The organism is Lentzea sp. JNUCC 0626 (assembly GCF_043632865.1).
GTDB lineage: Bacteria > Actinomycetota > Actinomycetes > Mycobacteriales > Pseudonocardiaceae > Lentzea.
The window spans coordinates 9,902,308-9,917,301 of sequence record NZ_CP171635.1 but is presented as its reverse complement, the minus strand read 5'-3'; the positions used below and the strand labels follow the sequence as shown (position 1 = coordinate 9,917,301).

The following is a 14,994-nucleotide window of genomic DNA, read 5'->3' as shown; positions in this document are numbered from 1 at the left end:
ACCTGCGGTTACGCGTCGGTCTTGGCCGAGTCGAGCTCCAGTCCGAGCACGCCGATGTCGAACGCGCCGTCGTCCGCGATCCCGAACCGCCACGCGGCCGTCGCCACGTCCCCGACGACCAGCACCGCGCTCGTCAGGTCCGGCATGGCGGCCAGCGTGCCGAGCCGGTCGACGTCCGCGGGCGGCAACGGGGCGTTGACCAGCACGAGGTGCCGGCTCAACCGGCTCGGCGCGGCCTGCCAGTTGCCCGCCAGCATGCCGGTGACGTCCGGGTTGTCGTTCCGCCGGTTGCCTCCGAGCAACTCCTCGGCGGACTGCACCACCCGGACGCGGCCGGGCGCGAGGCGGGCCTTGGGCACGCGGCCGATCACGGTGATCCCGACGCCGGGGTCGGCCGCGACCTGCTCCAGCAACGCCGCGGCGGCCTGCCCGGTGACGCCGGGCTCGCCGGTCAGCGCGACGAGGCCGGGCGCGCGGCCCAGGTTGACGGCGGTCCACTCACCGCCGATCGTGCCGACGGACACCAGCAGCGGGAACGGCGGCGGCACGTTCGGCGTGGTCGGGTCGAGCTGCCAGGTCGGCGCCTCCCAGACCGCGCCCTCCTCGCGCGTCCGCCACGGGTGCGTGGCCTGCGGCTGCGGCGGGGTGAGCCGCAACGAGATGCGGTCCGGGCCCACCACGGCGCCGTAGACCTGCGGGATCGGGCTGCCGCTGACGACCAGGTGCCGCAACGCGCGGTCGAGCACCATGCGCGGCTTCGGGTCGTCCACCGAGACCGGCGCGACCACTGCCTTCTTCGGCTTGCGTCCCTTGCGCCGCAGCAGGAAGAACGTCACACCACCGCCGATCAGCAGCACCAGCACGCCACCGCCGACGGAGTACGCGACGACCGGCGTCATGCCGAGGATCTTCTGCTGTGCGGGCGGCTGGGCGGCCTGGTTCGGCTGGTTCGGGCTCTGCTTCGTCCCGACGTTCGGGTCACCGGTCCTCGCGTCGCCGGGCAACAGGATCGACGTCCCGGCGGGCAGCCTGTCGTTCGCGGCCGGCGGCTTGCCGTCCGGCCGCACCAGGTCGGGGTTGAGCTCGACGATCTCGGGCCAGCGCTGGGCACTGCCGAGCGTCGTGCGCGCCACGTCCAGCAACGTCGTCGACCCGCTGCTCGGGACCTCGAAGTACAGCGGCGGTTTCTCCGGCTGCGCCAACGCGGACGCCGGGGCGACCGCGAGCAGGAAGGCGAGCACCATGAGTGCCCGGCGGAGCAGGTTCGAAGTGGACAATTGACTGCCTCGTTCTCCTGGTGGCGGTTCCCAAGTGGACACGGATCCGTTCCCCTTGTGGTTCAGGGGAACGGATCCGCGTGATTCAGCGCACTACGGCGCGGTGGTGAAGACGTTGTCCATGATCCCGACGCGGCGGAGCCCGCCCTTGATCTCGTCGGTGACGACGCTCGGCACGTTGACCATGTCGCCGATGCCCGCCGACCGGTTCGGCAGGTCGACCCCGCCGACGTTGACCGGGGTGCCGGTCCGGCTGGACGTGCCCAGGTGCTTCGCACCGAGCTCCATCACGAACTTGCCGGGATTCATCCGCTGGTGGAACTCCACCGACTCGGAGCCGAGCGAGTTGAGCATCGCGTGACGCCGGAAGAGCCCGTCGTTGTTGGCGACGGGGCCCATGCGGGCCGGGTTGCCACCGATGCCGATCACGTCGACGCCTTCCTTGCGGGCCGCCTCCAGCACCGCCTTCACCTCGCGGTTGTTGGCGTGCATGTCGAGAAAGCGCTCGAACTTGGGGTCGAACTTGCCGGTGTCCATGAACTCCTTCACGAACTTGCCGTGGGCGTCGTTGCGCAGGCTCTCCATGAACACCTTGTTGACGCCGCTGTCCTTGAGCCCCTTCATGTTGTTCTTCAGCACGTCGAACGCCGGGTTGTCCGGCCCGTGCTTGCCGCCGATCGCGACCCCGTCGAACTCCTTCAGCAGCCCGTCCACCTGGTTGAAGTTCCCGGTCTTGGAGCCCAGCACGGTGTCGATCTTGGCGGTGTCCAGCTTCGACGTGTCGAGCTTCGCGTTGCGTTCGGCCGACTGGTTCGCGACGTGCCGGTCGCGGGCGTCCTGCGCGTCGAAGAACTTCTTGGTCTTCGGGTCGTTGCGGCCCAACTGCTCCAGTGCTTCCGAGCCCTTGTTGAAGTTGAGCCCCTTGGCGCCCGCCACGTCCATGGCCCGGCGCGACAGGTCCGAACCGTTGTTGAACTCGCTCAGGGTGGTCGGGTCCTCGTTGAAGGTGATCTTGCCCTTGCCCGCGGGCGGGATGCTGGCTCCCTGGCCCAGCGAGTCGAACTTGCCCGCGTCGTCGATCACGTTGGGGTTCTTGCCCCCGGACGCCGGCAGCCTGTCGCGCACGGCGTTGGCGAACTTGCCGTTGCCCAGGAAGCGCAACCGCTTGCTGTCGGGACCGCGCAGGATCAGCGAGGTGCCGGCCGGTGTCTCGTGGATCTTCTTGAACTCCTTCACCGGGCACGGCGCGAGGCCGAGCGGGTCGACCCAGCCGGTCGGGTTCAGCACGTACGAACGCGGGTCCGCGGCGGCACCGAGGCCCAGCGGGTCCTTGCTCGCGTAGCGGGCGGACGCCGGGTCGTAGTAGCGGTAACGGTTGTAGTGCAGGCCGGTCTCGGAGTCGTAGTACTGGCCGGGGAACCGCAACGGGGTGTCACCGGCGTCGCCGAGGCCCCACAGGCTTCCCGCCGCGCGCCACGACACCGAACCGTCCTCGTCGAGCAGGTGGGACGGCGTGCCCGCGGGGTCCGTCACCACGACCCGCAATCGCGCCTGCTCCCAGGTCTGGTCACCGGACCGGTCGATCTGGTGGTGGCCGTCCCACACCGTCACGTCGGTGCCGCGACGGTGCTCGGCGAGATCGCTCGCGTCCCAGGTGAACTCGACGCGGTCGAGCACCTCGGTGCCGTCCGGCGACACCCGCTGCTTGGCGATCCGCCGCCCGAACGGGTCGTAGAGGTACTGCCAGTGCTCACCTTCCGGCGTGATCACCGCGACCAGCTGGTCCAGCACGTCCCAGCGGAACCGCCAGACCCGGCTGCCCTCGGCGCGCCGCACGACCCGGCCGTCCGCGTCGTGGTCGTACCGGATCTCGCCGACCTGCCGCACGTTCATGCCGTCGTAACTGTGCTCTCCCAGCGGAGAACGGGTCAGCATCCCGGTCGCGTCGTAGGAGTAGCGCTCCTCGATGTCGCCGCTGACGGCGACGACCCGCCCGGCACCGTCCACTTCGTACTCTCGCTCACCGCGTGCGGCATCCGCGATCCTGATCAGCGATCCGTCCTGGCGGTAGGTGAAGACGCGTGCCTCGCTGTTGACGTGCTGCGCGCGCAGCCGCCCGGCGAACCACTCCTGCTCCACCTCGACCGCGCCGACCGCGTGCCGGGTCTGGCGACCCTGCGCGTCGTGGCCGAGTTCGGCGGTGCGGCCGGCGATCTCCACCGCGACCGGCTCGTCTCCCTCGCCGTACTGCCACGTGCTCTCCGCGCCGGACGGCGTGATCCGCCCGGTCCGGCGACCCGCGACGTCGTAGGTGTGGGTGATCGTGCGGCCGTTCACGGTCTCGGTGAGCGTCCGCCCGAGCGCGTCGTAGGTCCGCGTGAGCTCACCGCCGGGCCACGTCGCACCGATGAGCCTCCCGGCCAGGTCGTGCTGGAACGTCGTCATGCCCTCGTCGGTGAACCGCGACACCGGCCGCCCGTATGCGTCCCACTCGACGTGGGCGCTCTGCCCGGACGCGTTGTGCACCTCGGTGACGCGACCCAGCGCGTCGGAGACGAACCGCTGCTCCCTGCCGTCGAAGTCGACCTCGCGGGCCAGCGCGCCGGCGGGGTCGTAGTCGTACCGCCAGGTCAGGCCCAGCGCGTTGGTGACGCCGGTCAGCCGCGACTCGGTGTCGTAGCGGAACTCGATCCGCCCGTCGCCCGGGGTCTCGATGCTCAACGGCACGTCGAAGTGCCCGTAGGTCACCTTCGACACGGCCCCGTCGGACACGACCTGGACGAGATTCCCCTCACCGTCGTAGGAGAACTCGTCCCGCCCGCCGTCCGGTCGCACGACCTCGGCGGGCTTTCCGCCGGCGTGCCAGGTGATCCGGGTGGTCTCGCCGGCGGCCTCGGTCACCGCGCTGGGCCGGCCGAACCCGTCGTACTCGACCTGCGTGCGCGCGCCGAGCGCGGTGGTCTCGCTCACCGGCAGGCCGGCCAGGTCGTGCTCGACACTCGTCCTGCGCCCCAACGGGTCGACGGTCGTCGTGACATAGCCGTCGTAGGAGTACGTCGTGCGCGCGCCGGTCGGGTCGACCTCGCCGATCACCCGGCCTTCCTCGTCGTACTCGTAGCTCCACTCGCCGCCGTCCGGCAGCACGTACCGGGTCGGCAGGCCGGGAGCGAGGTACTCGCCCCGGGTCTCCGCACCGTCGGGTCCCACCTCGCGCACGAGGTTGCCTTCTTCGTCGTACTCGTAGCGCGTGACGTCGCCGAACGGGTCGGTGCGCGTCAGCAGCCGGTCGTAACGGTCCCAAGTGGACTCGACGGCGGCACCGGCCGTGTTGGTCTCGCGCACGAGCTGGAAGGCCTCGTTGAGGTCGAAGACCGTCCTGCGGCCCAACGAGTCGGTGACCGTCGTGCGGCGAATGCCGTACTCGAAGCGGTAGCTGACCATGCCCTCGGCGCCGCGCGTGCGCACGCACCGGTTGCGGTCGTCGTAGAAGTACTCGTACCACATGCCGTTGCTGTCGTCCCAGCGCACGATCCGGTCCCCGCTGCCGTACCGGAACTTCGTCGTGCTGCCCGAGGCGTTGGTGACCTCGACCAGGTTCCCCTGCTCGTAACGGAATCCGGCGACCTGGACGCCGCCCGCGGTCAGCGCGGTGATCCGGCCGTCCTCGGTGCCCACCTCGGTGAAGGTGCCGCTGGTGTGCGCGATGCCGGTGAGCACGCCCTCGTCGTCGTAGGTGAACTCGATCCGGTTGCCGAGGTGGTCGAACACCGACTCGATCGGCAGCACCCGGTCGTCGGTGACCGGCAGGAAGCGCAGGTCCCGGTCGTTCTGCCGCACCACGTACCCGCCTGCTGCTCCCCTGCTGAGCGGCCAGCGCGGACCTTCCTCCGGCAGCACCTCGCCGTCGCCGGGGTGCGGGTAGGCGAGCATGGTGCCGTCCTCGGCGACGAACGTGATGCCCTGCTCGTCGACCTCGAGTCGCTGGTCCGCTGTGGACGCCCAGCTCGGGCCGAACCAGCGGCCCGCCCGGTAGGTGGACAGGTGCATTCGCGTGAACCGCAGCGGAAGCACGCCTTCGATGGCGTAGTCCTCCTGCGGCAACAGCATGCGGCCGCTGGAGATGTCGATCGGGTCGGCCGCGAGCACCTTGTCCAGGTTGCTCTGCGCGTTGGGACGCGGCGGGGTGTTCAGCCCGCGTGCGCCGTCGACCTGCTTGATGGCCTTGGGCGGCGGGATCGCGATGTCGAGGTTGCGGGTCGCGCCACCGAATCCCTTGACGGCGCCCTGGACCCCGGCCTTGACCGTGCCGCCGATCTTGGCGCCGTACTTGATGACGTTCTTCAGGATCTTGCCGCCGGGCACGAAGCTCAGTGCCAGGCCACCGAGCGCGATGCCCAGCGCCACCATGTCGTTCTTCATGACGGCGGCGAAGATCTCGATGCCGGACGACAGCAGGCCGATCGCCGTGCCGAGCGGCGGGAAGATGAACCCGGCGATGACCGACAGCACGTCGAGGACGATCGTGAGGATCTCGGCGACGACGTCGACCAGGAAGTCGAAGAACTCCTTGAAGGCGTCGGCGATCTTCTCCCAGATCGACCGCTGGGGCGCCATGTCGCCCATCTGGTAGAGCACCTGCGACGCCGTGGACGCGGCCTGGTTGCGCAGCGCGATCGCCTGCCCCAGAAGGGACTTCGCCCGGTCGAGGTTCTGCTGGGCGTCGGCCGCCCTGTTCTGCGCGGCCTGCCGGTCGGCGTCCTGCTGGGCCTTCTGCTCGGCCTGCTGCGCCTTCTGCTCCTCGGTGGGCGGGGGCGCGTTCTCGTCGGGCTTCTGGAAGATGCCCTCGATGCTGCCCTTGACCACGGCGGCGAGTTCGGTGCCCGCCGCGTCCTGCTCGGCCTGGGCCGCACGCGCCTGCTCCAGCGCGGTCACCGACATCGCCTGCGCCTCTTCCAGCGAGGGCATGTACCGCGCGTACGCGTCGGCGGCCTGGCCGTAGGCGAACGCCATGTCGTTGAGGCGCTTGGGCACCTCGCCGTACAGCCTGCGGTAGGCGTCCATCGCCTTGCCGATGCCGCCGTCGATGTCACCGGCGCCGTTCAGCAGCTGGAAGGCCTCCTGCGTCACCGAACCGAGCTCGCGGTAGGCGTCGCGCAACGCGACCAGCGCGTCCGGATCGCCGGGGATCGGATCGCGGTTCTCGTCCAGTACGGACCATTCGGCATCGGCGGGCCGGGTCATCTCGTTCTCCCTAAAGTACTTTCTGCGACGAAGGCGACACGTGACCGCGATCCGTTCGGTTCAGTCCGGCTCTCCCTGAACCGAATCGCCCGCCGATCCGTGCGTCCACAAGAGAGAGTCCGACGAGTGGGGAGCGCGATGAGCGAGATCCGGGTGCCCGTCGACGAGCTGGCGAGAGTTGCGGATCTGCTGACGCGGACAGAGCAGCTCATGGGCGACAGCCTGGTCAGGTCGATGGGCGGCATGGTCAACGCGATGGGCGACAAGGGGGTGGCCGACGCGGCCAGGGACTTCGAGAAGTCCTGGGGCGACGGCCGTTTCGTGCTGGGCAGGGACCTGGTGGCACTGCGCGACGCCAGCCGCACGGTCGCGGACGCGTTCCGCAGCACCGACGAGCAGACGACCGCCGCACTCGACGCACCACCGGACGTCAGCCAGGTCACCGGCAACATCGGCGCGACGATCGCCGGAATCCTGAACAACTCCGCTGGAGGACAGTGATGAGCACCACGACCGGTTCGCTGCGGCTGACCATTCCGGACAACTGGTACGACCTGTCCGTCGCGGACGAGTCCGCGGAGAACGCCCTCGCGCGCCGCCTCTGGGACGCCTGTGTAGAAGCGGGCATCGAAGAAGAGACAGCAGGGCAGTTCACCGAAGAGGTTCGCCGCTCGGTCCGGCACGCCCGCCGCAACGGTGTGCTGCACGCCGCCGGGGTGTTCGAGATCTACGAGGACGGCCCGCTGACGGCGACCGTTGTGGCGGCGATGGTCACCCCGCCCGGCAACGCCGACCTGCTGACCGCGCTGACCGAGAACAAGTCCGGTGTGGACACCTGGACGCGTGTGAGCACCGTCCGCATCGAGGGCGTCGGCACGGCGGCACGCGTGCACGGCATCCAGGACGTCGTGATGGACGACGTCACGATCCGCTGCGCCGTCATGCACACGCTGATCCGCATCCCCGGCCGCACCGACGTGCTGGTGATCACCGGCACCAGCCCCAACATCGCCGAGGCCGACGACCTGTTCGAGCTCTTCGGCATGATCACCGGGACCGTCTCCTTCCGGTGAGCGAGCACGGGAAAAGTCCCGGTCAGTCCACTTCGGACTGACCGGGACTTTTTCGTGACCGCTACCGGACGGCGGCAAGCACGTCCTCCGTCGTGGTCTCGGGCACCTGGACGACGTGGATCCTGCCGTCGCCGAAGTGCGCCAGCGCGCGACCGGGCCTGCCCGCGCCGAGCTGACCGCGGGAGAGCTTGGCACCGAACAGTTCGCCGTCCCCGAGCTGCTGGGGGCTGATCAGCATGCCCTGCCGGTTGCGCCGCGCGTCGACGTGCCAGCCGCCGAACCCGCCGGCGAGACCCTCGGTCGTGCCCGCCATGACCAGCGCCCTGCCCTGCTCGGCACCTGTCCGCGCGATCACGCCGAGTTCGCTGCCCGCGTCGCACTTCAGCAGGAGTTCCGCGTCGTCGATCACCACGGCGGCGGGCCCGTCGGCCTTGTCCAGCGCGCTCACCAGCTGGCCCATGCTGAACTCGCCGTCGGTCGCGATGTCCAGCACGCCTTCGACCCCGGCGAGGTCGCGCAACGGCGAGCGGCGTGGTGCCGCGATCACCACGGGCGTGCCGGCCCGCAGCAACCCGGCGACGATCGTCAGCAGCACCGTGCTGCGACCCGACCGCGCCGGTCCGCCGATCACGAACGTCGGTGTCACCGTCAGGTCCGGCACGAGACCGGTGAGCTCGTCGCCACCCACGCCGACGAACGGCCGCAACGGTTCGACGGCCGGCGCGATGCCCCGTGCCTGGGCGTAGGTGAGCTGCTCGGGCAGCACGTCCACCCGGAACGGCCGCGCGGCCACGGGCACGGCCGCCCAGCGCGGGGTGCTCTCCTCGGCGATCGCCAGCAACGCTCGCGCCTGCGCCTGTCCCGCCGGGTCGGTGGTGAGCAACGCGATCTGCGCCTCGGACCCGTCGCCCGCGCGGAACGCCCTGCCGGGTTCGATCTCGTCGGGCAGGTTGCGGTGGTTGAGGCCGATCACGCTGTAGTCCGCGCGTTCGTTGAGGCGCAGCACCAGCTTGTCCTCGGTGGTCGAGGACACGCGGCTGGAGAACAGCGCGCGGTCACCGGCGAGGATCAGGTGGATGCCGACGCTCGCACCGTCGCGCAGCAACGCCAGCACGGTGTTCATCAGCGTGCCGCCGTCGTAGTCGGCGTAGGTCTTGTCGAAGACCTCCCAGCGGTCGACCATCACCACGATGTGCGGTGGGCGGTCGTCGGTCTGGGCGGCGCGGTACTCCACGAGGTTCGCGGACCCGGTCGACGCGAGCAGCTGCTGCCTGCGTGCCGACTCGGCGGACAGCCTGGCCAGCAACCGGCTCAGCCGTTCGGCCTCCGCCCGCTGCACGATCGCGCCGACGTGCGGGAAGTTCACCAGCGCGAGCAACGCGCCGTTGCCGCAGTCGATGCCGTAGAGGTGCACGTCCTGCGGTGAGTGCTCGCGCAGCAGGGCTCCGGCCATCGTGCGCAGCACCTGCGACCGTCCACTTCGGGCGGACCCGGCGACGTGCAGGTGGCCCAGCGTGGCGAAGTCCAGCACCAGCGGTTCCTGCCGCTGGTCGGCGGGCAGATCGACGATGCCGTACGCCACCGGCTTCAGGTACCCGGTCGCGGCCACCGCGGGCAGGTCGTCGACGGTCATCGACGACGGCAGCGCGGGCAGCCACGGACTGGGCTGCGGCGGTAGGCCGAGCTGATCGGCCGCCTGCCGCACGGCCCCCACCAGCACGGAGAGGTCGGTGGCCTCGGTGTTCTCCGCGACCTCGGCCCGCGGCCGGGACGGGCCGGGCAGCGCGAGGTCCGGCCAGCGGACCGGGGACAGCCACGGCAGCACCCGCCCGGTCGTGCGGGCACCCGGCCGGAACCCGCCGACGCGGCCCGCCTGGAACGGCACCAGCGACGACTGTCCCAATCGGACGTACGCGCGACCGGGCGTCGACTTCGAGATCGACGCCGCGTCCGGGCCGTTCAAGACGTCCTGGCTCTCGCTGGAGTCCGTGACGCGCAACGCGATCCGCAGGTTGGTGTTGGCGCGGATCTCGGGCGAGACCACCCCGCCGGGGCGTTGCGTGGCGAGCACCAGGTGGATGCCGAGCGACCGGCCGCGTTGCGCGATGTTGACCAGACCCGTCACGAAGTCGGGCAGGTCGCGGACCATCGAGGCGAACTCGTCGATCACGATCAGCAGCCGGGGCATGTCCGGCATCCCCGGGTTGCGGTCGAGCAGCAGCACGTAGTCGTCGATGTCCTTGGCACCGTGGTCGGCGAGGATGTGCTCGCGCCGCTTGAGTTCCGCGGACAACGACGTGAGCGCGCGGCTCACCAGGTGCGTGTCGAGGTCGGTCACCATGCCGACGGTGTGCGGCAGCGAGACGCAGTCCTTGAACGCGCTGCCGCCCTTGTAGTCGACCAGCACGAACGTCATGGCGTCCGGCCGGTTCGCGACGGCGAGCGAGGCGACCAGCGTCTGCAGCAACTCGGACTTGCCGGAGCCGGTGGTGCCGGCGACGAGCGCGTGCGGCCCGTCCCGCTTGAGGTCGAGCGCGAACGCGCCGTCGAGCGACTCGCCCATGATCGCCGTGGTGGTGCGGCCGCCGGTGGTCCAGCGCGCCGCGACCCCGTCCGCCGTCGGCGGTTCGAGGCTCAGCACGTCCAGCAGGCGGCTCGAGTTGGGCAGCGCGCCCGCGTCCTCCTTGCCGCCGACGTCCCGCAACGGCGCCAACGCGCGTGAAACCGTGCGGCACCAGTCGTACGGCACGAGATCCGGTCGCACGTCCGGTACCGGAGCGGACCTGGTGCGGCCCACCCGGATCCGGCCGTCCGGCTGCTCGATGACAACGGCCTGGCACTCCTCGGGCAGCAGTCTTTCCTCGCTGTCGACGCAGATCGCGTACACGCCGACCGCCGGGCCGTCGCGCAGGATCTGCGGAATGCCCGGCAGGGAACGAAGACGCCGTGCGCCGTCGAGCACCACGAGCACGTCCCTGGGCACTCCCTTGGCGCCCTGCCGTTGTGAGATGAGCTGGCTGAGCTCGGCGATGCGACGGGCGACCGTCGTGGCGTTGGTGCCGACGGTGGCCATGGTGTCCTCGCCGACGCGCGGCGCGAGGTGCGGCAGCCAGCGCGTCCACGCCCACTGCTGCTCCCCCTGCGGCCCGGTCAACAGGTAGATCTGCAGGTCCTCCGGGCTGTGCAGGGCGGCGGACTGCGCCACCAGCCAGCGCGCCACGGAGTAGGCGACCTGTCCCCCGGCGACACCGAGAACCCCGTGCTCCCGCAACGGAATCGTCACCGGCACGTCGAGCGCGTCCCAGCGGACCTCGCGCTTGTGCTCGTCCTGCTCGGGATCGCGCAGCACCACCTCGGACGGCAGGTCGGCCGTCCCGGCGCGCAGCTCCAGGTAGTCGGGGTCGGACCGGCGCCGCTCCCACAGCCGGCGACGCGGACCGGTCGCGGTCAGCAGCACGTCGGCGGGGTCGGGAAAGCTGTGACGACGCGCGGTGCGTTCCAGCACAAGGGCTTCCTGCGCGTCCGCGTCGATCCGCGCCTTCTTCTCGTCGTACGCCGCGACCTGCTCGCGGTAGGAGATCTGGCCCTGCCGCTTGTTGCTGATCTGGTTGCCGATGATGATCAACGGCGAGAGCAGCGCGAACAGCAACGTCAACGGGTTGCCGGTGAACGCGAACATCGCGCCCGACATGACCACCGGCGAGGCCGCGGCGATCAACGGCAACGCCCGCCGCTCAGGCGGTTTCGGCTTGGCGGGCAACTGGAACTGCGTCACCCGCGGCGGCGGCAACAGGCGCGGCGGCCGGTTGTAGTCGAGCCCGGCGCCGTCCTCCGACGGCTGCACGGCGGCGTCCGGCGGCACCGGCCGGGACAGCGAGAGCAGCACCGCACCGATCGCGAGCTGCGCGTTCGGCAGCCACGGCGTCGGCTCGGTGACCCCCTCACGTTCGAGCAGAATCCGTTTACCCCCAACAGGAACCAGCTCGCAACGACCGTCGGGGAACACCCGCAGCCGCGCACTCACCGGCGGATCGGCCGGGTCACCGCTGATCCGCACCCGGCAGTTGCTCGCCGGTCCGATCAGGTGCTCACCGACGTCGAGCCGGTGCACCGCTCCCGCACCCGGCCCGCTGACAGCCCGGATCTCGACCAGCCCCCGGGGTTCGGCGAAGACGGCGGCGACGGGCCTGTCCAGCCCCACCACCGATCCCTGCCGCATCGGCGAATCCCGCAGCGTGAGCTGCGGGTCGAGCGGCGCGCCGGCGACGTACAGCACCGGCCGCCTGCCCCCGCGCGCGAGCACCTGCGACAACTCGCCGACCGTGCTGTCCGGTTCGGTGTCGAGCACGTGGTCGGTGACGGTGGCCGCGGTGTCCACTGTGGTCAGCACAAAGCGCATGGCGAATTCCTCGGGCGGTCGGTGAGGCGATTGTGAACGACAAGGGCCACGCGGCGAAAGATCACCACGTGGCCCTGAGCGACCTTGCTAGCTCAACGCTTCGGCGCGTTCAGATCAACGCTGAAGAGCGTTGGCGGTCTGCTGGTCGGTGTCCTCGAAGGCGGTGCCGACCTGCTCCAGGTACTGGCTGATGCCCTCCATGCCCTGCAGCGTCTGGTCGACGCTCGACTTGTACTCCTCGAAGTACGGGCCGAACTTCGCCTGCGCCTGCGGGGTGTTGTAGCCACCCTGGATGAGCGCGTCGATCTTGCTCTTGGCCTGCGTCATGCCGTCGAGCAGCGTCTGCATGTTCTGCTTCAGCCAGCCCGCGGACTCCTGGATGTCCTCGCTGACGACGTGGTAAGTAGCCATTGTGGTTCTCCCTCAAGCATTTGGTGGACTCGCTCTGTTTGCATTGGACACACGAGCCCGTCCCCAGAACGGTTCACCAAGATCGGCGGTGTCGTGGCTCACAGTAGGTCGGGCCACCTTCCGGGCGGCTCACACCGGTGCCGCCGCCTGGAAAACGCTGTACGGGTAAGCACAAAAGGGCGGCCTGCCGAAGAACAAAAGGGCAACGGCCGAGTTCACGAAAGCCCGCGCGCCACCGCCGGTCTCCTGGCAGGCTCACGGCGTGGTCACCGATCTGTCTCCTCACCCGCTGCGCTGGCACGAGGTCGATCCCGCCCGGCACCCGTTCGACGGCGACACGGCCGCGCAGGTGATCCGGTCGCTGGAACCCGCCCGGCACGTGCCGGTGAAGCCCGCCGGTTCGGCGGCCGACCGGTCGGTGATCGCGTGGAGTCGTGACGAAGGCCGGTCGTGGGCCGACTCGATGTCCTCGGCGTTGGCCGAGCGGTACGGGCGGTGGGTGCTGGGGTGGCGCTGGGCGCACGACGAAGGCGACTTCGACGGCGGCCCGGTGGGGAGCTGGTGCTGTCCACGGGACTCCATCACCACCGCCGACGAGACGCTCGACCGCGTCGTCGCCGGCGTGCGCGAGTGGCGGGCGTGGCTCGAGGAGCTGGCCGCGCTGTTCGAGCGGTATCCGCTCGACCGGCGGGAAGAGGGCGTGCGGGCGGTGATCCTGCGGGTCGCGGACCGGACCGGTGGGGGCAGCAGTTGGTACGGGCACTGCGAGCAGGCGCTGACGTGGTTCCTGGAGCGGTGGGACGTGCCGGTGGCGGACGCGCGGAAGCTGGTGCGGCAGGCGATCGGCGGCCGGTTCGAGAGCTGGACCACCCCGGCGGCAGGGGTGGTGAGCGAGGTGGCCGATCGGATCTCGAACGCGGTCGACACCGAGGTGCCGGATCACCTCGCGACGTGGCTCGTCGAACGGGCCGAGGTGGTGTGGCCGCCGGAGGCGTCGCCGCGGAAGTGGACGCGCGACGGTGCTCTCGACTCCGTCGAAGACGTCGACGCCGTCGATCCCGACCGTGCCGAACGCATGCGCGCAGCTCTCCGCCAGGTGCGTGTGGACGTCGCACGGGGTGCGGTGCTCGACTTCGCGTTGTTGCGGGGCTGGCAACACCTCGTGCTGGGTGCGCCACAGGAGTTCCGGACGTCGCCGGCCTTCGCCAAGCAGGGCCAGGAGCGGTACGGCGTCGACGGCACGACCCGTGCGCGGTTCGACGCCTGTCTGGCCGAGAGCGACGAGGACGGTCTCGACGTGGCCGCCCGTGCGGCGCGGGCCTACCTGGACGTCTGCTTCTTCCACCCGTTCGACGACGGCAACGCGCGGGCCGCGTTCCTCGTGCTGGTGTTCGTGCTGGCCCGCGAGGGGTTCGCGCTGAGCGCGGCCGGGCTGCTGCGGAGCGTCTCCTACTGGGCCGACGCGCAGGACGCCCGGATGCTCGCCCGCAACATCGGGTTCCAGCTCACCCGCGGGTAGCGCGGAGAAGGCAGGCGCTTCCCGGGTGTGCGGCACCCAGGAAGCGGCACCGTTCCGACGGCTCGCCCACGGCACAAGGATCATGTGGTCAGCCCGTCGACGCGCCTGCGGTCAGAGGAGTGGAAATGATCCCGAGTCACACCCGCGACCGTTCGTCCACAGCGGACTCCCGGGCGGCGGAGGCCCGCGCGAGGAGCCGGGTCACCGTGCGCGTGCCGGGTAGCATCCCGGACATGTCTGCGGCCAACCCTCTCGGCGACTACCTCCGCGCGAACCGGTCCAGGGTGGACCCGGCCGACGCGGGACTGGCCCGGTCGGGCGGCAGCCGGCGGGTCTCGGGGCTGCGCCGCGAGGAGGTCGCGGTGCTCGCCGGCGTGAGCGTCGACTACTACGCCCGCCTCGAGCAGGGCAGGGAACGCAACCCGTCGGCTCAGGTCCTGAGCGCGATCGGCCAGGCGTTGCGGCTCGGCGCGGACGGCAGGGAGCACCTCTTCCGGCTCGCCGGGCTCAACCCCCGGCTCGGGCCGGACAGGGCGAGTGACCAGGTCCACCCCTCGCTGCTGAACCTGCTCGAGCAGTTCCCCGCCTCGGCGGCCTACGTGTTGAGTCCCTCGTTCGACGTGATGGCGGCGAACACCCTCGCGTCCGCGCTGCTGGCGCCGTTCGGGAACATGCGGAACATGGTGCGGGTGCTGTTCACCCACCCCGAGGCGAAGAACGTCTTCGTCGACTGGACCGACGTCGTGCGCGCCACGGTGTACGCGCTGCGTCTCAACGCCGGACGGTTTCCGGACGACGCGGAGATCAGCGACCTCGTCGACGAGTCGCTGGACACCTCGCCGGAGTTCCGGGAGCTGTGGAACGACCAGACCGTCAGCGGTCTCACGCGTGCGTTCAAGGTGTTCGTCCACCCCGAAGCGGGACGGGTCGAGCTGACCTACCAGACCTTCGACGTGCACGACGCGCCCGGTCAGCAACTGCTCGTCGGCACCGCGGAACCGGGCAGCCGCAGCGCCGAAGCGCTGTCCTACCTGGCTTCCCTGCACTGCGGCACGACTCACGAGGGACGCTGAC

General features: G+C 70.5%; 8 protein-coding genes. 4 read left to right on the top strand and 4 right to left on the bottom strand.

What is annotated here, in order from left to right; all coding sequences use genetic code 11:
- Positions 1 to 8: 8 nt before the first annotated feature.
- Both JNUCC0626_RS46725 and JNUCC0626_RS46720 read right to left on the bottom strand, forming a co-directional pair.
- Positions 9 to 1,277 carry an EGFR-like transmembrane domain-containing protein gene (locus JNUCC0626_RS46725; protein ID WP_394617031.1) on the bottom strand — a complete coding sequence of 423 codons (1,269 nt, stop codon included), beginning with the start codon at positions 1,275 to 1,277 and terminating at the stop codon, positions 9 to 11.
- Between the two features lie 93 nt (positions 1,278 to 1,370).
- A complete protein-coding gene (locus JNUCC0626_RS46720) occupies positions 1,371 to 6,518 on the bottom strand; it encodes a DUF6531 domain-containing protein (RefSeq protein ID WP_394617030.1) in 5,148 nt (1,715 codons plus the stop codon).
- Positions 6,519 to 6,656: 138 nt separating this feature from the next.
- On the opposite strand from JNUCC0626_RS46720, the gene JNUCC0626_RS46715 reads away from it, so the two are divergent.
- The gene (locus tag JNUCC0626_RS46715; protein ID WP_394617029.1) at positions 6,657 to 7,019 is read left to right on the top strand and encodes a hypothetical protein; all 363 of its coding nucleotides are present in this window, start codon (positions 6,657 to 6,659) and stop codon (positions 7,017 to 7,019) included.
- The gene (locus JNUCC0626_RS46710; RefSeq protein WP_394617028.1) at positions 7,019 to 7,591 is read left to right on the top strand and encodes a hypothetical protein; all 573 of its coding nucleotides are present in this window, start codon (positions 7,019 to 7,021) and stop codon (positions 7,589 to 7,591) included. Before JNUCC0626_RS46715 ends, JNUCC0626_RS46710 begins: the two co-directional genes overlap by 1 nt.
- A gap of 61 nt (positions 7,592 to 7,652) precedes the next feature.
- Here the strand turns inward: JNUCC0626_RS46710 and JNUCC0626_RS46705 are convergent, their stop codons facing one another.
- Both JNUCC0626_RS46705 and JNUCC0626_RS46700 read right to left on the bottom strand, forming a co-directional pair.
- Positions 7,653 to 11,990, bottom strand: a complete 4,338-nt coding sequence (locus JNUCC0626_RS46705) for an FtsK/SpoIIIE domain-containing protein (RefSeq protein ID WP_394617027.1) — start codon at positions 11,988 to 11,990, stop codon at positions 7,653 to 7,655.
- A 114-nt stretch (positions 11,991 to 12,104) separates the two neighbouring features.
- Entirely contained in the window at positions 12,105 to 12,401 is a 297-nt protein-coding gene (locus tag JNUCC0626_RS46700; protein WP_394617026.1) for a WXG100 family type VII secretion target, read from the bottom strand.
- Positions 12,402 to 12,663: 262 nt separating this feature from the next.
- Between JNUCC0626_RS46700 and JNUCC0626_RS46695 the strand changes: the two genes are divergently transcribed.
- Positions 12,664 to 13,920 (top strand): Fic family protein, encoded by a 1,257-nt coding sequence (locus JNUCC0626_RS46695; RefSeq protein WP_394617025.1) that lies wholly within the window; start codon positions 12,664 to 12,666, stop codon positions 13,918 to 13,920.
- 125 nt (positions 13,921 to 14,045) lie between these two features.
- On the top strand, positions 14,046 to 14,993 hold the full coding sequence (locus tag JNUCC0626_RS46690) for a helix-turn-helix transcriptional regulator (RefSeq protein WP_394617024.1): 948 nt from the start codon (positions 14,046 to 14,048) through the stop codon (positions 14,991 to 14,993).
- Position 14,994 lies beyond the last annotated feature (1 nt).

What these genes read in the sequence shown, in the direction of transcription:
- JNUCC0626_RS46690 (WP_394617024.1), top strand. Translation starts at nt 14,046, where the DNA reads ATGATCCCGAGTCACACCCGCGACCGTTCGTCCACAGCGGACTCCCGG.
- JNUCC0626_RS46715 (WP_394617029.1), top strand. Translation starts at nt 6,657, where the DNA reads ATGAGCGAGATCCGGGTGCCCGTCGACGAGCTGGCGAGAGTTGCGGAT.
- JNUCC0626_RS46720 (WP_394617030.1), bottom strand. Translation starts at nt 6,518, where the DNA reads ATGACCCGGCCCGCCGATGCCGAATGGTCCGTACTGGACGAGAACCGC.
- JNUCC0626_RS46710 (WP_394617028.1), top strand. Translation starts at nt 7,019, where the DNA reads ATGAGCACCACGACCGGTTCGCTGCGGCTGACCATTCCGGACAACTGG.
- JNUCC0626_RS46705 (WP_394617027.1), bottom strand. Translation starts at nt 11,990, where the DNA reads ATGCGCTTTGTGCTGACCACAGTGGACACCGCGGCCACCGTCACCGAC.
- JNUCC0626_RS46700 (WP_394617026.1), bottom strand. Translation starts at nt 12,401, where the DNA reads ATGGCTACTTACCACGTCGTCAGCGAGGACATCCAGGAGTCCGCGGGC.